Origin of the sequence: Streptantibioticus rubrisoli, assembly GCF_024436055.1 — a bacterium.
Taxonomy (GTDB): Bacteria; Actinomycetota; Actinomycetes; order Streptomycetales; family Streptomycetaceae; genus Streptantibioticus_A; species Streptantibioticus_A rubrisoli.
In genome coordinates this window covers 1-18,174 of the sequence record NZ_JANFNH010000065.1, presented here as the reverse complement: position 1 = coordinate 18,174, position 18,174 = coordinate 1, and the positions used below count along the sequence as shown (strand labels likewise).

The following is an 18,174-nucleotide window of genomic DNA, read 5'->3' as shown; positions in this document are numbered from 1 at the left end:
GCGCCGGAATCGCACCGGCTTTCCCCGTTCGTACGCGGATGAAGTTGTCCCGCCTACTTTACGCGGACCCGTGGGCGGGCCCGGGTGAGGCGGGGGGCGCGTGGGGCGGGGGTGCGTGAGGCGGCGACGCTACGCCACCGCGTACCTCACCGGGTGGGAGCCCGGGACCGGTTCCGCCAGGCCCGCTGTGACCAGCCGCCGCAGATGGGCTTCAGCCTCGGCCACCGCGATGTTGCGCGAGCGGTACGGAAGCTCGGTCCACGGCCGGTTCCACCGCATGGCCTGGGCGAGCTGCCACGGGGTCAACGGCCGCGCGGCGATGAGCGCCCGCAGATCGGCGAGCCGCGCCGCGTGGTGCGCCAGCAACTCCCGCACCCGGTGCGGCGCCCCGGCGAAGGCGTGCTGGTGTGCGGGCAGTACCTCGGCCGGGTCGAGCCGCGCGATCCGCTCCAGCGAGTCGAGGTAGTCGCCGAGGGGATCGGTGATCGTCCCGGGGTCCTCGTACAGCCCGATGTGCGGGGTGATGCCCGGCAGCAAGTGGTCACCGGAGAACAGCCGCCGCCCCTCCTCCAGGTGCAGGCACACATGCCCGGGCGTGTGCCCCGGCGTCCATACCGCCCGCAGCCGCCGCCCCGGCACGTCCGCCAACTCCCCGGGCACGATCTCCCGGTCCGGCAGCGCGGGACGGCCCCCCGGCAGCACCCGCCCCCGCCCGGCGGCCCGCGCGCCGCGCAGCGGCGCGATGTGCTCGTCGGGAGCGCCCGCCGCGGCCAGCTTGCCGATGAGGTAGTCCAGCCACAACTCCGGCGGCGCCTGACGGGTCCGCCGCACGACTTCGGCGTCCGCCGCGTGCATCGCCAGCCACGCACCCGACGCCTCCCGCACGCGGCCGGACAGCCCGTGGTGATCCGGGTGGTGATGCGTGAGCAGCACGCCGTACACCTCACCGACCGAAGTCCCGCACCCGGCAAGCCCGTTCACGAGCGTGTCCCAGGAATCCGGGTCATCCCACCCGGTGTCGATCAGTACCGGCCCACGATCGGTGTCGAGCAGGTAGACGAGCGTGTGGCCAAGCGGGTTGTCCGGTATGGGCACGCGGATGCTCCACACTCCGCCACCGTGGTCGGTCACCATGGGGTCCACTGTAACTAGAACTCGTTTCAGCGACCCCACGGCGGAACGCACTACGAGGAACGCCGCACGGACGCGTGCACCTCGTCTGCCAGGTGGTCGCAGGCATCCACCTGGCAAGCCGCCGCGCCGTGCCCCCGTCGGCCACGGCGGGAAAGCCGCCGTGGACTCCTTCGGCCGGAACTGGTAACCAAGCCTGAAACACCGTCAGGTCAGGCGCGGAGGGGTGCAGCTCATGACCGACCTCACAGAGCACGGTCAACTGTTCATCGGCGGCAAGTGGGTTGACCCGTTGGGCGCGGGAGTCATCGAAGTGGTCTCGCCGCACACCGAGCAGCCCATCGGTCGCGTTCCGCACGCCTCGCGGGGCGACGTCGACCGGGCGGTCGCCGTCGCGCGGTGGGCGTTCGACGAGGGGGAGTGGCCGCGGACGCCGTTGGCCGAGCGGATCGCCGTGGTGACCCGGATCAAGGACGCGATCGCCGCGCGGCACGAGGAGTTCGCCCGGACCATCAGCGCGCAGAACGGCTCCCCTTACTCATGGAGCGTGCTGGCGCAGGCGCTCGGCGCGGTGATGGTGTGGGACGCGGCGATCAACGTCGCCCGTGACTTCCGCTACGAGGAGCGGCGGGCGGGCGCCCTTGGCCCGCTGCTGGTGCGGCGGGAGCCGGTCGGCGTGGTGGCCGCCGTCGTGCCGTGGAACGTGCCGCAGTTCGTGGCCGCCGCCAAGCTGGCCCCGGCGCTGCTCAGCGGCTGTACGGCGATCCTCAAGCCGTCGCCCGAATCGCCGCTGGACGCCTACCTGCTGGCGGAGGTCGCCACCGAGGCGGGGCTGCCGGAGGGCGTGCTGTCCGTGCTCCCGGCCGAGCGAGAGGTCAGCGAGTACCTCGTCGGGCATCCCGGTGTCGACAAGGTCTCCTTCACCGGATCCGTCGCCGCGGGCAAGCGGGTGATGGAGGTCGCCGCCCGCCATCTCACCCGGGTCACCCTGGAGTTGGGCGGCAAGTCCGCCGCCGTCATCCTGCCCGACGCGGACCTCGCGGCGGCGGTCGCCGGGATCGTGCCCAACGCCTGGATGAACAACGGGCAGGCGTGCGTGGCGCAGACCAGGATCCTGGCGCCGCGCGAGCACTACGACGAGATCGCCGAACGCCTCGCGGCAGCGGCCGGTGCGCTCGTCGTCGGCGACCCGCTCGACCCGGCCACCCAGGTCGGCCCCCTGGTCGCCCGCCGCCAGCAGCAGCGGTCCTTCGACTACATCGCGCTGGGCCAGCGGGAAGGCGCCAAGGTACTGACCGGCGGCGGCCGTCCGGCATCCCAGGAGCACGGCTGGTACGTTGAGCCGACGCTGTTCGGCGAGGTCGGCAACACCATGCGGATCGCCCGCGAGGAGATCTTCGGGCCGGTCGTCTGCCTGCTGCCGTACGCGGACGAGGAGGAAGCGGTACGGATCGCCAACGACTCCGACTACGGGCTTTCCGGCAGTGTGTGGACCGCGGATGTGGAGCGCGGCATCGACATCGCCCGCCGGGTGCGTACCGGTACCTACTCGGTGAACACCTTCAGCCTCGACATGCTGGGTCCGTTCGGCGGCTACAAGGACTCCGGTCTTGGGCGGGAGTTCGGGCCGGAGGGGTACTCGGAGTACCTGGAGCACAAGATGATCCATCTTCCAGCCGGATGGCAGGGGTGAGCGTCGATGGGGCAGCGCTGGCAGGTGGCGGTCGACCGTTCGGTGTGCGTCGGCTCGGGGCTGTGCGTCGGGACGGCTCCCGCCGCGTTCACGCTTGACTCCGCCCGGCAGTCCCATCCGGTGGCGTCGGAGGCCGACGCGGACGCGGCGGTGCTGGCGGCAGCCGAAGGCTGCCCGGTCGAGGCGATCACCATCCGGCTCGCCGGAAGCGGTGAGCCGGTCTTTCCGCCGGAGGAGTAGCCGTACCGGGTCGCGGGGGAGCAGACCGCCGGTCCACACCATGGTGGTCGCTCGCCGCCGCGGCCGATTCTCCCTGGGGACAAGCCCCCAGCCCCCGGCAGCTTCGGCGCGAGCCTCATGCCCGCGGGGTGTCTGGGGCCGCTCCCAGCCCCCCGCGGCTTCGGGGGTGAGCGTGGAATCCCGGGGGCCTTGGGGGCTTGCCCTCAAGGCCCCGCCGGAAGGCGGTGTGCATTTCTCACGGTTGCTTCGTGACAGACGTGACTGTTCTGTCCTTGGTCCGAGTGGAAACCTCAACCCCACGCTGACCAAGGGAGAGCGATGGACAAGCGGTACGAGGTCTTCTGTCTCGCCGACAGGCACTTCTATGAGACTACCGCCCGCCTGGCCGCCCCCAGCGCCCAGGCCGCCGTACGCTTCGATCCCGCGCAGCGCCCGGTACCGTCCGGCTGGCGCGGGACGTTCCACGGCGACTGGTACCACCTCACCCCGCAGGACGCCGAACTCCCCGCGCAGGGCTGGAAGATCCACGTCTCGGCCTGCCTGGACAACGCGGAGAAGACCGCCGCCAAGGTCTGGGAGTACTGCGTCCCCAGAGCCATCCCGTTCAAGTTCATACCCAGCGGACAGCAACTGTTCCTGCGCAACTCCAAGTACGCCGCCCGCGCCACCAGCGGCAAGTTCGTCACCATCTACCCGGCCGACGAGGACCAACTCGAAGCGGTCTTAGCCGAGTTGGGGAGCCTGCTTGCGGGGGAGCCGGGCCCGTACATCCTCACCGACCTGCGGTGGCAGGACGGCCCGCTGTACGTGCGGTACGGCGGCTTCGCGCCGCGCTACTGCCCGGACGCCGACGGAGCCCTCGTACCGGCGATCGAGAACCGGGAAGGGCAGCTCGTGCCCGACCCCAAGGACCCGGTCTTCCGGGTCCCCGACTGGGTGACGCTCCCCGCCTTCCTGGAACCGCAGCTCGCCGCCCGCGCCGCGACCACCACCGGCGACCTGCCGTACCGCATCGAAAGCGCCCTCCACTTCTCCAACGGCGGCGGTGTCTACCGGGGCACCGACACCAGGACCGGCGAACAGGTGGTGCTCAAGGAGGCCCGCCCGCACGCCGGGCTCGCCGCCGACGGCGCCGACGCGGTCACCCGGCTCGAACGCGAGAAGAAGGCACTGGAACAGGTCGCGGGACTGGGCGTCGCACCCGCCGTACGCGACTGGTTCACCCTCGGCGAGCACCGCTTCCTGGTGATGGACCACCTACCGGGCCGCACCCTCAACTCCTTCTTCGCCGCCCGCCATCCACTGCTCGGCCCCCGGCCCGACCCGGCCGCGCTCGCCGACTACACCCGCTGGGCGCTGCGCGTGCACCGCCTGGTGGAGGAGGCGGTCGCCGCCGTGCACAGCCGCGGCGTGGTCTTCAACGACCTGCACATGTTCAACATCATGGTCAGCCCCGACGAACAGTCCGTGCAGCTCCTGGACTTCGAAGCCGCCGCCCACATCGACGAGCACCGGCGCCAGATCGTCGCCCACCCCGGCTTCGTCGCCCCCGCCGACCGCACCGGTTTCGCCATCGACCACTACGCCCTGGCCTGCCTGCGGCTGGCCCTGTTCATCCCGCTGACCACCCTGCTGGCCATCGACCGCGCCAAGGCCGCACACCTCGCGCGTACCGTCGCCGGTCAGTTCCCCGATCTGCCAACGGAGTTCCTCGACGAGGCGGTCACCGAGATCGTGGGCCGCGACCGGCCGTCCCCGGCCGCGCCCCATCCCGTCCCGGTGGCGGTGGCCGACTGGCCGCGCAGCCGTGAGTCGATGACTGCCGCGATCCTCTCCTCGGCCACCCCGGACCGTGACGACCGGCTCTTCCCGGGTGACATCGCCCAATTCACCAGCGGCGGCGGTCTCGGCCTGGCGCACGGCGCGGCCGGTGTGCTGTACGCGCTCGCCGAAACCGGCTGCGACCGCTACCCGGAGGGCGAGCAGTGGCTGCTGCGCCAGGCCGCGGCGCCCCCGCACGGCACCCCACCCGGCCTGTACGACGGCCTGCTCGGCGTCGCCTACGTACTCGACCGGCTCGGCCACACCGAAGCGGCGCTCGACCTCACCGAGCGGGTACTGACCGAGCAGTGGCAGCGCCTCGGCCCCGCGCTGTACGGCGGCCTGGCCGGAGTCGGCCTGGTACTCGACCACTTCGCGCACACCACCGGCGATCCGGCACTGCGTACGCATGCCGTGGACGCCGCGCGACTCGCCGCCGAAAGGGTCGGCAAGGCGCCGCGCCACCCCGGACTGCTGCACGGCCACACCGGCCCCGCGCTGCTGTTCCTGCGGCTCTACGAGCGCACCGGCGACAAGGCGCTGCTCGACCAGGCCGCCGCCGCACTCCGCGCCGACCTCGCGGGATGCGTGGAACGCGCCGACGGCACCCTGGTGGTGGCCGACGGCGTCCGCACCCTGCCGTACGTCGGCGTCGGGAGCGTGGGCATCGCCATGGTGCTGGACGACTACCTGGCGCACCGTGCCGACCCGGAGTTCGAGCGCGCCAGGGCCGCCATCCTGCCCGCCGCGTACTCCCGCTTCTACGCCCAACCCGGCCTGTTCCGCGGCCGCGCGGGCATGGTGCTACACCTGAGCCGGACCACCACACCGCAGTCCGACGCCACCGCCCAACTGGACGCGCAGATCGCCGGTCTCGACTGGTACGCGATGTCCTACCGCGGCCAACTCGCCTTTCCCGGCGAGCAGATGATGCGGCTGTCGATGGACCTCGGTACCGGCACCGCGGGCTGTCTGCTGGCGCTCGCCGCGGCCCACCACGAGCCCGTTGGGCTCCCCTTCCTGCCGCCATCGGCGCGGCCGGACCACAGTCCGACCCCTGTTCAGGGGTCGTAGCGGGACATCCCGCTAGTTCCGTTTGATCCCCGTCCCCACGAAAATCGCGGACGATTCTCCAGAAAGGACAGATCATGGCTCTCCTTGACCTGCAGAACATGGACACCCCCGAGCACGAGGGTCACGGCGGCGGCAGCGAGCTCAGCCTGCTGCTGTGCGACAGCGTGGCCAGCGTCTCGCTCTGCGTCTGACGCTACGTCAGACCTGTGGCCCCGGGGCGGCGTCGACCCGCTCCGGGGCCACCCCGTCCCGGGAGGACGTGACCGTGCGCACCGAAGACCGCCTGCTGCTGGCCGCCCTGCGGCACAGCGCGCGGCGCACCGTGTTCCTCTGTCTCACCAGCGCCGCCGGTTCCGCCGCCGCGCTACTGCTGCCCACCGCCCTCGGCCACACCCTCGACCTCCTCCTGCGGCACCGCGCGGCGCCGCATTTGATGCTGCTGTGCGCGGCGCTGGTCGGCGCCTCCGTGGCGCTCGACGCGGCGCAGACCCTGCTGTCCGGTACCACCGACGCGAAGACCACGGCATGGCTGCGCGACCGCCTGCTGCACCGCATCCTGGGCGTCGGGCCGTACGCCGCCGCCCGGTTCACCCCCGGTGACCTGGCCGCCCGCTGCACCGGCAACGCCGCCACCGCGGGTACCGCGGCCACCGCCACCGCCTCCCTGGTCACCACCTTGATCACACCGGTGGGCGCACTGGTGGCGCTCACCCTCATCGATCCCTGGCTGGCGGCCGTCTTCCTCGCCGGAGGCCCGGTACTCGTCCTGCTGCTGCGCACCTTCGCCCGCGCCTCCTCCGACTGCGTCAGCCGCTACCAGCGCGCCCAAGCGGCCATCGCCAGCAGGCTCGTCGAGGCCCTCGGCGGCGCCCGCACCATCGCCGCGGCCGGTACCGCCGGTCGAGAGGCCGCACGGGTGCTGGAACCGCTGCCCGAACTGAGCCGCGAGGGCCACCGGATGTGGCGGATACAGGGCCGGGCCACCGCGCAGGCCGCCGTGCTCGTGCCGCTGCTGCAGACCGCCGTGCTCGCCGTCGGCGGAATCCGGCTGGCCACCGGCCACCTGAGCGTCGGCGAACTGCTCGCCGCCGCACGCTACGCGGCGCTGGCCACCGGCGTCGGCGCCTTCGTCAGCCGCCTGGCCGCCCTGGTGAACGCCAGGGCCGCCGCCGCACGCGCCACCGAGGTGCTGGCCCTGCCCACCATGCTGTACGGAGACCGAAAACCGCCGTTCGGCGAAGGCCAGTTGGAACTCCGCGGGGTGACCGTGGTACGCGGGGGGCAGCCAGTGCTGGAGGGGCTCGACCTACGGGTGCCGGGCGGCAGTACCGTCGCCGTGGTGGGCCGCTCCGGCGCGGGCAAGTCCGTACTGGCCGCGGTCGCCGGGCGGTTGACCGACCCGGACGCGGGCGAGGTGCTGCTCGACGGGGTGCCGGTACCGCTGATCGACCGCGCGGAGCTGCGCCGCGAGGTGGGCCACGCCTTCGAGCGCCCGGTCCTGTTCGGCACGACCATCGAGGACGCCATCGCCTACGGGGTCGACGCGCCCACCCCGCAGCGGTGCCGGGCGGCGGCGCGGGCGGCGCGCGCCGACGGCTTCGTCAGCCTGCTGCCCGACGCCTACCGCACCGAGCGCGCCCGGGCGCCGCTGTCCGGCGGCGAGACGCAACGCCTCGGGTTGGCCCGGGCGTTCGCGCACTGCGGCCGACTGCTCATCCTGGACGACGCCACCTCAAGCCTCGACTCGGTCACGGAACTGCAGATCAGCCAGGCACTGGCGCACGACGTACCCGCGCGCACCCGGCTGCTGATCGCCCACCGGGCCTCCACCGCGGCCCGCGCGGACCTCGTCGCCTGGCTGGAGGGCGGCCGGGTACGGGCACTCGCGCCGCACCACGAACTGTGGCGACTGGCCGACTACCGGGCCGTGTTCGAAGGGGTGGCCGATGCCTGAACTGGCCGCGCACGGCCTGCGGTTCCTGCGCCGACGGTGGCGGGTACTGGTGGCGCTCACCGGATGGTCACTGCTGGAGGCGGGCCAGACGTTCCTCGGCGGCTACGCCCTCGCCCGGGCGCTGGACACCGGATTCCTCGCGCACCGTACCGCGGTCGGACTGTACTGGCTGGCCGCCGCCGCGGTCGGCATCGGCGTGGGCGCGGTCGGCACCGGGCGGTCCTTCCTGGGCGTCGCCGGACTCGCCGAGCCGCTGCGGGACGCGCTGGTCACCCGGGTGGTGACGGGCGGCCTGCGCGACGCGGTGGCCGAGCCGCACCGGGCGGACACCGCGGTGGTCTCCCGGCTCACCCAGCAGGTGGAGATCGCCAGGGACAGCTTCGCCGGACTGGTGGTGGTCGCCCGGTCCTTCGTCTTCACGGCACTCGGCGCGCTGGTCGGACTGCTCTCCCTCTCCGGCGCGCTGCTGCTCGTGGTGGCACCGCCACTGGTGCTGGGGCTGGCGGTGTTCGCGTTGGCACTGCGGCCGATGGCGCGCGCGCAGCGGGCGTTCCTCACCGCCGACGAGGCCCTCGCGGAGGCGGTGGGGCAGACCGCGGCCGGACTGCGGGACGTGGTCGCCTGCGGGGCCGAGGAGCACGCGGCCCGGTGGATCCGCTCCGGCGTCGACGCCGAGTACACGGCGGCCCGGGTATTGGCCCGCTGGGGGATGGTGCGGGTCGCGGCGCTCGGTCTGGGCGGGCGGCTGCCGGTCCTGCTGTTGCTGGTGACGGCGCCGTGGCTGCTGGACCACGGGGTGACGGCGGGAGCGCTGGTCGGCGCGATGACGTATGTGACGCAGTCGCTGCTGCCCGCGTTGCAGAGCCTGGTGCAGGGCTTCGGCGGCGCGGGCACCCGGCTGACGGTGGTACTGCGCGCGCTGGTGCGGGGCGGGGCGGCGCTTGAGGCGCCCGAGGCGCACGCGGGCGGCGAAGTCGCCGGTGCGGCCGTGGAGTTGCGCCAGGTCAGCTTCGGTTACGGGGGGACGGCACGTCTCGTCGTGCACGACCTCGACCTCGTCCTGCCCGTGGGCACCCATCTGGCCGTCGTCGGCCCGAGCGGCATCGGCAAGTCGACGCTGGCGAACCTGATCTCGGGGCTGCTGCGGCCGGACTCCGGCGAGGTACTGGTGAACGGCGAGCCCGCTGGGCGCAGCCGGTCGCGGGTCCTCATCCCGCAGGAGGCGTACGTCTTCTCCGGCACCGTGCGCGACAACCTGCGTTACCTGTGCGCGGATCCGGTGCCGGACGAGGCGCTGCGGCGGGCGGCCGAGGCGGTCGGCGCTGGCCGACTCGTGCGGCGGCTGGGCGGGTTGGACGCCGCCGTCGATCCGACCGCGCTGTCCGCTGGTGAGCGTCAACTGCTGGCGCTGGGCCGCGCATACGCCTGTCCGGTGCCCCTGGTCCTGCTGGACGAGGCGACCTGCCATCTGGATCCGGCGGCGGAGGCCCGCGCCGAGCGGGCCTTCGCCGCACGGCCGGGCGGCACGCTGGTGGTGGTCGCCCACCGCATCAGTTCGGCCCGCAGGGCGGACCTGGTGCTGGTGATGGACGGTGCGCGGGCGATGTGCGGCCGCCACGCGGAACTGCTGGCCGACTGCGGGCTCTACCGCGACCTGGTGGGCCAGTGGGACGCCGTGGGGTCCGGGTCACAGCCAGCCGGCGCCCTGGGATATCCGGATGGCGTCAACCCGGTTGCGGGCACCGGTCTTGCGGTTGATGGCCGCCATGTAGTTCCGCACCGTGCCGTGACTCAGGTGCAGCCTGCGGGCGATCTCGGGCACCGAGGCACCCTCGGCGGCGAGTGACAGCACGCTCAACTCCCGTTTGGTCAACGGGATGTCGGCGGCCTGCACCAGATCGAGGGCGAGCGTGCTGTCGACGAATCTCTCCCCCCGGGCGACCTGCCGGATCGCCCGCAGCAGGCTCTCGGGTGAGCCGTCCTTGTTGACGTACCCCAGGGCGCGGGCCTGTGACGCCCGGCGCAGCAGGCCCGGTCGGCTGGCGGCGGCTAGCACCACCAACCTGGACAGGTCCGGCAGGCCGGGCAGAATACACGAGCGGGTCGTGTGCGCGGCCGTGGTGAGCGCCGCGGAGCCGGGACACTCCACGTCGACCACGCACACATGCGGCAGCGCGGAACGGGCCACCGTTCTGAAGTCCCGCCAGCTCGTGGTGGATACGTCGAGGTCGCCGTCCCGGGCGAGCAGGGCGGCAAGCGCCGACCGCAACAGGTGGGTGTCGTGCACCAGAAGAACACGGATCATGATGTCCCCTCCCAAGCCCCCGCGTCGGTACTCGTCCTCAGCGCTTTCCCGGGGGCACTCATTAGTACCGGGGATGGCCGAGAGCTGGGGTACGGGATTCGGTCAACGCGAAGCGCCACCGGCGCACACCGCGAAGCGTGTGCGCCGCTACCGAACGGTACGCGCCCCCTGGAGAGGCAGGACTCACCCGGCAGCGGTGAGATCGATCAGTCGGCACACCATCTCGATGTCGATCTTCACCTGGGCGATGGACGCCCGCCCGGAGAGCCAGGTGACCAGGGCCGAGTGCCAGGTGTGCTCGATGACCCGTACCACGGAGAGCTGTTCGGCGGTCGGCGGCCCCGGCAGCCGCATCGCGTCGAGGATGATCGCGGTGGTGAGCCGGGAGACGGTGTCCACCTCGGCGCTGACCGAGCGGTCGGCGAAGGTCAGCGCCCTGAGCATGGCGTCGGCAAGCTGCGGTTCGCGCTGCAGCGCGCGGAACGCCCGCATCAGCGTCTCGGCGACCCGCGTGGACGGGGCCTCGGCCGCGGGCGGGCGCTTGCGCAGCGTCTCGTGCATCTGCTGCAACTGGTCCTGCATGGTGGCGACCAGTAGGTGCACCTTGGACGGGAAGTAGCGGTACAGCGTGCCCAGCGCGACCTGTGAGTTCTCGGCGACCTCCCGCATCTGCACGGCGTCGAAGCCGCCCCGGCTGGCGAGCTGGGCGCTGGCGTGCAGGATGCGGCGACGGCGGGCTTCCTGACGTTCGGTCAGGGGCGGAGAGGCCGGTTTCGGTTCTGTGGCCATTTGTCGCATTCCGTGGAGTCCGTTCGCGAGGCGCGGCGCACTGGGGCGGTGTGCGCATGATGGCAGGATGCCGAGCCGTGGCGCGAATCACCTGATGCGCCCCTGGCGGTCACACTGACGGCCGGTAGATTCGGGGTTCGTTGGACGAGCGAGTCTGAAACTTGTTCTAGATTAGCGCGACCGGTTACGCTCCGGCTGAACTGCAGTGAGAAGGGGGCCGTGAGTGACGACTGAGGCCGCTCAGGTTGTCGGGCCTGCATCGCTCGCACCCCCCGCGCGGGACGCTGACGACAGGCCGCTGCGCATCGCGCTGCTGACCTACAAGGGCAACCCGTTCTGTGGCGGCCAGGGCGTCTACGTACGCCATCTGTCCCGCGAGCTGGCCCGGCTCGGCCACCGGGTCGAGGTCATCGGCGCCCAGCCGTACCCCGTGCTCGACGAAGGCGTCACGCTCACCGAACTGCCCAGCCTGGACCTCTACCGGCAGCCCGACCCGTTCCGCACCCCCAAGCGCGAGGAGATCCGGGACTGGATCGACGCCCTTGAGGTCGGCACCATGTGGACCGGCGGATTCCCCGAGCCGCTCACCTTCTCACTGCGGGTGCGTCGTCATCTGGCCGCACGCCTCGGCGAGTTCGACGTCGTGCACGACAACCAGACGCTCGGCTACGGCCTGTTGGGTATGGAGCGCATCGGCCTGCCGCTGGTCACCACCATCCACCACCCGATCACGGTCGACCGCCGCCTCGAACTGTCCGCCGCACAGGACTGGAAGCGGCGGCTGTCGGTCCGGCGGTGGTACGGGTTCACCCAGATGCAGAAACGTGTCGCCAGGCGGCTGCCGTCGGTGCTCACCGTTTCCGGCTCGTCCCGCCGCGAGATCATCGACGACCTCGGGGTCCGCCCGGACCGCGTCCACGTGGTGCCCATCGGCGCCGACACCCGCCTGTTCTCGCCGGACCCGGCGGTACCGGAGATCCCCGGCCGGATCGTCACCACCTCAAGCGCCGACGTACCGCTCAAGGGCCTGGTCCACCTGGTCGAGGCGCTGGCCATCGTCCGCCGCGAGCACCCGCACGCCCACCTCGTCGTGGTCGGCAAGCGTCCCGAGAAGGGCCCGGTCGCCACCGCCGTCGAACAGCACGGGCTGGACGGCGCCGTGCAGTTCGTCAAGGGCATCAGCGACGCCGAACTGGTCGACCTGGTGCGCGGCGCGCAGATCTCCTGTGTGCCCTCGCTCTACGAGGGCTTCTCGCTGCCCGCCGCCGAGGCGATGGCCACCGGCACCCCGCTGGTCGCCACCACCGGCGGTGCCATCCCCGAGGTGGCCGGCCCGGACGGCGAGACCTGCCTCGCCGTACCGCCCGGCGACCCCGAGGCGCTGGCCGGTGCGCTGGCCAGGCTGCTGGGCGACGCGCGGCTGCGAGCCCGGCTCGGCGCGGCGGGGCGGGAGCGGGTGCTGGCCCGGTTCACCTGGGAACAGGCGGCGCGCGGCACCGTGGAGCGCTACCGCGCGGCGATCTGTCAAAGCAGGAGTTCTTCCGGGGCAAGCCCCCGTACGCCCAAGTGAAAGCAGAGTCCTCGTGCTGACCGTCGACTTCTCCCGCTTCCCGCTCGCCCCCGGCGACCGGGTCCTCGATCTCGGATGCGGCGCGGGCCGCCATGCTTTCGAGTGCTACCGGCGCGGCGCCGACGTCGTGGCCCTCGACCGCAACGGCGAGGAGATCCGCGAGGTCGCCAGGTGGTTCGCGGCCATGAAGGAGGCCGGAGAGGCACCGGCGGGCGCCTCGGCCGTCGCCATGGAAGGCGACGCGCTGCAACTGCCGTTCCCCGACGACAGTTTCGACGCCGTCATCATCTCCGAGGTCATGGAGCACATCCCGGACGACAAGGGCGTGCTCGCCGAGATGGTCCGGGTGCTGCGCCCCGGTGGCCGGATAGCCGTCACCGTGCCGCGCTGGCTGCCGGAGAAGATCTGCTGGGCGCTGTCGGACGCCTACCACGAGGTGGAGGGCGGCCACATCCGCATCTACCGCGGCGACGAACTGCTGGCCAGGATGCGCGAGGCGGGGCTCAAACCGTACGGCACCCACCACGCGCACGGACTGCACTCCCCGTACTGGTGGCTCAAATGCGCCTTCGGCGTGGACAACGACCAGGCGCTGCCGGTCAGGGCATACCACAAACTGCTGGTCTGGGACATCATGAAGAAGCCGCTGGCGACCCGGCTCGCCGAGCAGGCGCTCAACCCGCTGATCGGCAAGAGCTTCGTGGCGTACGCGACCAAGCCCCACGCGCCACGCGGGGCGTTGACCGACGACGGTGTGGTTCCGGCCGCCGGATCCCAGGCGGACGCGGTCGACGCGGCGGGCGACGGCGGTGCCACGACCGGCTCCCGCACCGCTGCCCGCGAGGGGCAGGCGTGACGAGTCCCGGGCGCACCGAGCACCTGGTCCTGCCGGGCGTGCTCTCCGCCGAGCAGGCGGCACAGACGGTGGCCGGGATCCTGGCGGTCCAACGGCCGGACGGCGCCATACCGTGGTTCACCGGCGGCCACCTGGACCCGTGGGACCACGTCGAGGCCGCCATGGCCCTGGACGCGGCGGGCGAACACACCGCCGCGGCGGCCGCGTACCGCTGGCTGGCCGACAATCAGAACCCCGACGGCTCCTGGTACGCCGCCTATGTGGACGGCGTTCCGACCGACCGCGGCCGGGAGACCAACTTCTGCGCCTACCTCGCGGTGGGCGTCTGGCACCACTACCTGACCACCGGGGACGAGACGTTCGTCGAGCAGATGTGGCCGCACCTGTTCGCCGCCGTGGAGTTCGTGCTGGGCCTGCAACTGCCCGGCGGCCAGATCGCGTGGCGGCGCGACGAGGACGGCAGCCATCCCAACGAGGCGCTGCTGACCGGCTGTTCGTCCATCTACCAGGCGCTGCGCTGCGCCCTGGCGGTGGCCGAACTGCGCGAGGACCCGCAGCCGGACTGGGAGTTGGCGACCGGGCGGCTGGGGCACGCGATCCAGCACCATCCCGAGCGGTTCTTGGACAAGAGCCACTACTCGATGGACTGGTACTACCCCATCCTGGGCGGCGCGTTGCGCGGTCCGGCGGCCAAGGAGCGGATAGAGGACCGCTGGAACGAGTTCGTGGTCCCCGGCCTCGGAGTGCGCTGCGTACTGCCCAACCCGTGGGTGACCGGCGGCGAGAGCGCCGAACTCGCCCTGGCGCTGTGGGCGATGGGGGAGTCCGACCGGGCGGTGGAGATCCTGCGGTCCATCCAGCACCTGCGGGCCGAGGACGGCATGTACTGGACCGGGTACGTCTTCGAGGACCGCGCGGTCTGGCCGGAGGAGAAGACCGCCTGGACCGCGGGGGCGCTGCTGCTGGCGGTGGCCGCGCTCGGCGGGGACGAGGCCACCACCGCGGTCTTCGACGGCGAGCGGCTGCCGCTCGGTTTCACCGAGCCCTCGGACGGCTGCTGCTGACGGGTCGATAGGCTGGCGCCGCAACTCGTGGACACATTCGCGATCTTCGAGAACGGGGCACAGACATGGCCGCACTGGACTTCGAAACCTACTGTTCGCACATCCTCGGCGAGACCGACCAGCTGCGGCAGGCGCTGCGCGGCGCGGATCTGGACACCAAGGTGCCCACCTGCCCGGAGTGGACCCTGCGGGAGCTGGTCGGCCACCTCAGCGGCGCGCACCGGCTCGCGGAGGAGGTAGTACGCACCCGGGCCCAGGAGATCAGCATCCAGGACGCGATCAACCGCGCGACGCCCGCGCCCGAGGACGCCGAGGAACTCGACCGCTGGCTCGCGCAGGGCGCCGAGGCGCTGGTGGCGGCGTTGCGCGAGGCGGGACCGGACGTCGAGGTGTGGACCTGGACCCCGCAGCGGCGGACTGCCTTCTTCGCCCGGCGGATGGCGCTGGAGACGCTGATCCACCGCGCGGACGTCTCGCTCGCCGTCGGCCGTCCGTACCAGGCCGATGCCGAGCTGGCGGTCGACTGCATCGACGAGTTCCTGGAGATCCTGTCCATGCCGGAACTCGTGGCCTTCCGCCCGGCGTTGGCCGAGCTGCGCGGCAAGGGCGAGTCCATCCACCTGCACGCCATTGACGCCCCGGCCGAACTGGCCGCCGAGTGGCTGGTCGAACGGCAGCCGGACGCGGTCGTCTGGCGGCGCGAGCACGGCAAGGGCGACGTGGTGCTGCGTGGCCCGCTCACCGAGCTGCTGCTGGCCTTCTACCGGCGGGTGCCGCTGGACGACGAGCGCCTCGAACTGCTCGGCGACCGTGCGCTGTTGGAGGACTGGCTGGAGCACAGCGCCCTGTGAGGCGGCAGAGCGCGCCGGTCCGGCGGAACCTTGGCCGGTCGCGGTCTTGACCGCCGTGAGCTTGCTATGAGTTCACCGTCGTTGCTATGAGTTCAGCTCCGCCAGCACCCTGAGCGTCGTGGGATCCGGCGCCGTGACCAGCAGATCGGTGACGGGTCCCCGACGCCACAACTCCAGCCGTTCGGCGATCCGTTGCCGTGGACCGACGAGCGAGATCTCGTCGGCGAACTCCTCCGGTACGGCGGCCACCGCCTCCTCGCGCCGCCCGGCCAGGAACAGCTCCTGGATCCGCCGGGCCTGCTCCTCGAACCCCATACGGGCCATCAGGTCCGCGTGGAAGTTACGGGACCTCGCGCCCATGCCGCCGATGTAGAAGCCAAGCGTCAACTTCACCGCGGCCAGTGCCTCCGCCGGATCGTCGCACACTTGCGCCCGTACCATCGGCGCGATCAGGAACCCCTTGGGCGCGTGCGCCAGCGCGGGCTCGTAGACCTCGGTGCGCAGCGGCGACCAGTACAGCGGAAGCCAACCGTCCGCTATCCGCGTGGTCTGCGCGATGTTCTTCGGCCCCTCCGCGCCGAGCAGTACGGGCAGATCGGCGCGGAGCGGGTGCGTGATCGACTTCAGCGCCCTGCCAAGGCCCGTACCGTCCGGTCCGCCGTACGGCAGGCCGTGGTAGTCACCGGACAGGTGAACGGGGGCGGTGCGGCGCAGCACCTGGCGGACCACGTCGACGTACTCGCGGGTCGCGGTCAGCGGGCTGCGCGGGAACGGGCGGCCGTACCAGCCCTCCACCACCTGCGGCCCGGACAGCCCGAGGCCCAGCAGCATCCGTCCGCCGGACAGGTGGTCCAGGGTGAGTGCGTGCATCGCGGTGGCGGTGGGGGAGCGGGCGGCCATCTGCGCCACCGCGGTGCCCAGTTGGATGTGGGAGGTGTGGGCGGCGATCCAGGTCAGCGGGGTGAAGGCATCCGAGCCCCAGGACTCGGCCGTCCACACCGAGTGGTAGCCGAGCCGTTCGGCCTCGACGGCCAGGGCGAGGTGCCCGGGGTCGGGGCCGCGCCCCCAGTAGCCGAGTGCCAGGCCCAGGCGCACTGCCCGCCTCCTTCGCTGACGTAGCGTCAGGTAACGGTAAGGGGGCGCTCGGTGCAACGCAACGGCCCCTGCCGAACCGTAAGTTCGACAGGGGCCGACTTCTCGCTGTTCGCGGAAGCGTTTCAGCCGCGCTGGATGCCCGTGGTGTCCTGGAGCACCCCGCGCCGCCCGTCCTGGGTCTGCGCGACCAGCGCGGCGCCGCGCTGGTCCACCGCGAGGTACCAGGTGCCCGGCGTCAGCTCGGCGACCGGGGTGGGTGAACCGTCCTCCGGGTAGATCGGCCGCGGTACCGGCACGGCGAACCAGAACGGCGCGAAGTCCGCGCCACCGCTGGCCGGTGCCTGCGCCGCCGCGGGCTGCCCGCCGCCGCCGAGCGGCGCGCCCGGCTGCTGCGGCTGGCCGCCGAACGACTGCCCGCCGGGGTAGCCGTAACCGGCGCCCGCCTGCTCGGTGCCGTACGGCTGGCCGCCGTACGGCTGCCCGCCGAAGGGCTGGGCCTGTGCCGGGCTGGGGGCGCTGACCAAGGCGGCCTTCAGGGCCGGGACGCGCGGGGTGAGGATGGCGACGGCGGCCATCGCCGCGGTGGCGACGAAGCCCAGGATGGCGCCGATGCCCGGGCTCACGCCCTGGCCGCCGCCCATCAGCGACCACAGCGCGCTCCACGCGGCGAACACCGCGAGCGCGGTGCCCCACTGGTCCAGGGCGAGCCCGGCGGGCTTGCGGTCCGCGGGCAGGAAACGGGCGCCGACGATCAGGGCCGCGGCGACGATACCGGCCAGGAAGATCGACGGAAGCACGGGGAACAGCGACGACTTCCACGCGCTCGGCATGGTGACCTGGCCACACAGGTTGCCGCAGTCGCTGACCGAGTAGAAGTCGAGGAACGATGCGATGAGCAGCAGCACCGCTGCACCGATCACCGCGCCGTCGCCTCGCGTGAGGGAGCGGATGTTCACGTAGTGGTCCTTTGTCAGTTCGGCGTCGTCGCTGTCACGGGGGGGCACCCATCGTACGGGTGTGGCGGTTCGCCGGTCAGCGGGGACGGTTGAAGGACCCTAGCGGCCCGTGCCGGTGCGGCGCAGCACCCGCAGCGAACCGGTTACCGAGACCTCCGTGAACGCACCGGATCCCAGGGCGCGTTGGTAGATGCGGTACGGGGCCTGCCCGCCGTCGGCCGGGTCGGGGAACACATCGTGGATGACCAGCAGTCCGCCGTGGGCGACGTGCGGGGCCCAGCCCTCGTAGTCCGCGTTGGCGTGCTCGTCGGTATGGCCGCCGTCGATGAAGACCAGGCCCAGCGGGGCCTGCCACAGCGCCGCGACGCGCGGTGACCGGCCGACCACCGCGACCACATGCTCCTCCAGGCCCGCGGTGTGCAATGTGCGGCGGAACGTCGGGAGCGTGTCCATCGCCTTGACCTCGGCGTCGACCAACTCCGCGTCGTGGTACTCCCAGCCCGGCTGCTGCTCCTCGCTGCCGCGGTGGTGGTCGACGGTCACCGCGGTGAGGCCCGCGTCGCGGGCGACGGCGGCGAGCAGGATCGTGGAACGGCCGCAGTACGTGCCGATCTCCAGCAGGGGAAGTCCGAGCGGGGCCGCCTGGGCCGCGGCGGCGTACAGGGCCAGGCCCTCGTCGAGCGGCATGAAGCCCTTGGCCGCCTCGAAGGCGGCGACTGTTTCGGGGAGCGGATGCGGGGTCGCCTGCGGCTGAGCTGGGGTCATGGGGTCATCG

General features: G+C 72.3%; 15 protein-coding genes and 1 pseudogene. 10 read left to right on the top strand and 6 right to left on the bottom strand.

Annotation, left to right across the window (positions count from 1 at the left end):
- Positions 1-129: 129 nt before the first annotated feature.
- Positions 130-1,134, bottom strand: a complete 1,005-nt coding sequence (locus tag NON19_RS31355; protein WP_255932605.1) for a Strvi_7410 family MBL fold metallo-hydrolase — start codon at positions 1,132-1,134, stop codon at positions 130-132.
- A gap of 232 nt (positions 1,135-1,366) precedes the next feature.
- On the opposite strand from NON19_RS31355, the gene NON19_RS31350 reads away from it, so the two are divergent.
- The 6 genes from NON19_RS31350 (at position 1,367) to NON19_RS31325 (ending at position 9,759) form a co-directional block, all read left to right on the top strand.
- The gene (locus NON19_RS31350; RefSeq protein WP_255932603.1) at positions 1,367-2,824 is read left to right on the top strand and encodes an aldehyde dehydrogenase; all 1,458 of its coding nucleotides are present in this window, start codon (positions 1,367-1,369) and stop codon (positions 2,822-2,824) included.
- 6 nt (positions 2,825-2,830) lie between these two features.
- On the top strand, positions 2,831-3,064 hold the full coding sequence (locus NON19_RS31345) for a ferredoxin (RefSeq protein ID WP_255932601.1): 234 nt from the start codon (positions 2,831-2,833) through the stop codon (positions 3,062-3,064).
- 318 nt (positions 3,065-3,382) lie between these two features.
- On the top strand, positions 3,383-5,959 hold the full coding sequence (gene lanKC, locus NON19_RS31340; RefSeq protein ID WP_255932599.1) for a class III lanthionine synthetase LanKC: 2,577 nt from the start codon (positions 3,383-3,385) through the stop codon (positions 5,957-5,959).
- 74 nt (positions 5,960-6,033) lie between these two features.
- Positions 6,034-6,150: a SapB/AmfS family lanthipeptide gene (locus NON19_RS31335; RefSeq protein WP_255932593.1), complete on the top strand. Its 117-nt coding sequence runs from the start codon at positions 6,034-6,036 to the stop codon at positions 6,148-6,150.
- 68 nt (positions 6,151-6,218) lie between these two features.
- The gene (locus NON19_RS31330; protein WP_255932591.1) at positions 6,219-7,913 is read left to right on the top strand and encodes an ABC transporter ATP-binding protein; all 1,695 of its coding nucleotides are present in this window, start codon (positions 6,219-6,221) and stop codon (positions 7,911-7,913) included.
- Positions 7,906-9,759 carry an ABC transporter ATP-binding protein gene (locus NON19_RS31325; RefSeq protein WP_255932590.1) on the top strand — a complete coding sequence of 618 codons (1,854 nt, stop codon included), beginning with the start codon at positions 7,906-7,908 and terminating at the stop codon, positions 9,757-9,759. Before NON19_RS31330 ends, NON19_RS31325 begins: the two co-directional genes overlap by 8 nt.
- Here the strand turns inward: NON19_RS31325 and NON19_RS31320 are convergent.
- Both NON19_RS31320 and NON19_RS31315 read right to left on the bottom strand, forming a co-directional pair.
- A pseudogene (locus tag NON19_RS31320) lies at positions 9,685-10,218 on the bottom strand (LuxR C-terminal-related transcriptional regulator); the annotation flags it as partial. The gene NON19_RS31325 and the pseudogene NON19_RS31320 overlap by 75 nt on opposite strands.
- Positions 10,219-10,401: 183 nt before the next feature.
- On the bottom strand, positions 10,402-11,007 hold the full coding sequence (locus NON19_RS31315) for a TetR family transcriptional regulator (protein ID WP_255932589.1): 606 nt from the start codon (positions 11,005-11,007) through the stop codon (positions 10,402-10,404).
- A 223-nt stretch (positions 11,008-11,230) separates the two neighbouring features.
- Here NON19_RS31315 and NON19_RS31310 point away from each other — a divergent pair, with 223 nt between their 5' ends.
- The 4 genes from NON19_RS31310 to NON19_RS31295 all read left to right on the top strand — a co-directional run bounded on the left by NON19_RS31310 (position 11,231) and on the right by NON19_RS31295 (position 15,348).
- A complete protein-coding gene (locus NON19_RS31310) occupies positions 11,231-12,577 on the top strand; it encodes a glycosyltransferase family 4 protein (protein WP_255932587.1) in 1,347 nt (448 codons plus the stop codon).
- 13 nt (positions 12,578-12,590) lie between these two features.
- Complete coding sequence (locus NON19_RS31305; RefSeq protein WP_255932586.1) at positions 12,591-13,433, top strand: class I SAM-dependent methyltransferase; 843 nt, start codon at positions 12,591-12,593, stop codon at positions 13,431-13,433.
- On the top strand, positions 13,430-14,497 hold the full coding sequence (locus tag NON19_RS31300; RefSeq protein ID WP_255932585.1) for a prenyltransferase/squalene oxidase repeat-containing protein: 1,068 nt from the start codon (positions 13,430-13,432) through the stop codon (positions 14,495-14,497). The genes NON19_RS31305 and NON19_RS31300 overlap by 4 nt, the downstream gene beginning before the upstream one ends.
- Before the next feature lie 65 nt (positions 14,498-14,562).
- Positions 14,563-15,348, top strand: coding sequence for a maleylpyruvate isomerase family mycothiol-dependent enzyme (locus tag NON19_RS31295; protein WP_255932584.1), 786 nt, complete (start codon positions 14,563-14,565; stop codon positions 15,346-15,348).
- Between the two features lie 84 nt (positions 15,349-15,432).
- On the opposite strand, the gene NON19_RS31290 is transcribed toward NON19_RS31295, so the two are convergent.
- The 3 genes from NON19_RS31290 to NON19_RS31280 form a co-directional block, all read right to left on the bottom strand.
- The gene (locus NON19_RS31290; protein ID WP_255932583.1) at positions 15,433-16,443 is read right to left on the bottom strand and encodes an LLM class F420-dependent oxidoreductase; all 1,011 of its coding nucleotides are present in this window, start codon (positions 16,441-16,443) and stop codon (positions 15,433-15,435) included.
- A gap of 122 nt (positions 16,444-16,565) precedes the next feature.
- On the bottom strand, positions 16,566-17,399 hold the full coding sequence (locus NON19_RS31285; protein WP_255932661.1) for a DUF5336 domain-containing protein: 834 nt from the start codon (positions 17,397-17,399) through the stop codon (positions 16,566-16,568).
- A gap of 99 nt (positions 17,400-17,498) precedes the next feature.
- Positions 17,499-18,164: a class I SAM-dependent methyltransferase gene (locus NON19_RS31280; protein ID WP_255932659.1), complete on the bottom strand. Its 666-nt coding sequence runs from the start codon at positions 18,162-18,164 to the stop codon at positions 17,499-17,501.
- Positions 18,165-18,174 lie beyond the last annotated feature (10 nt).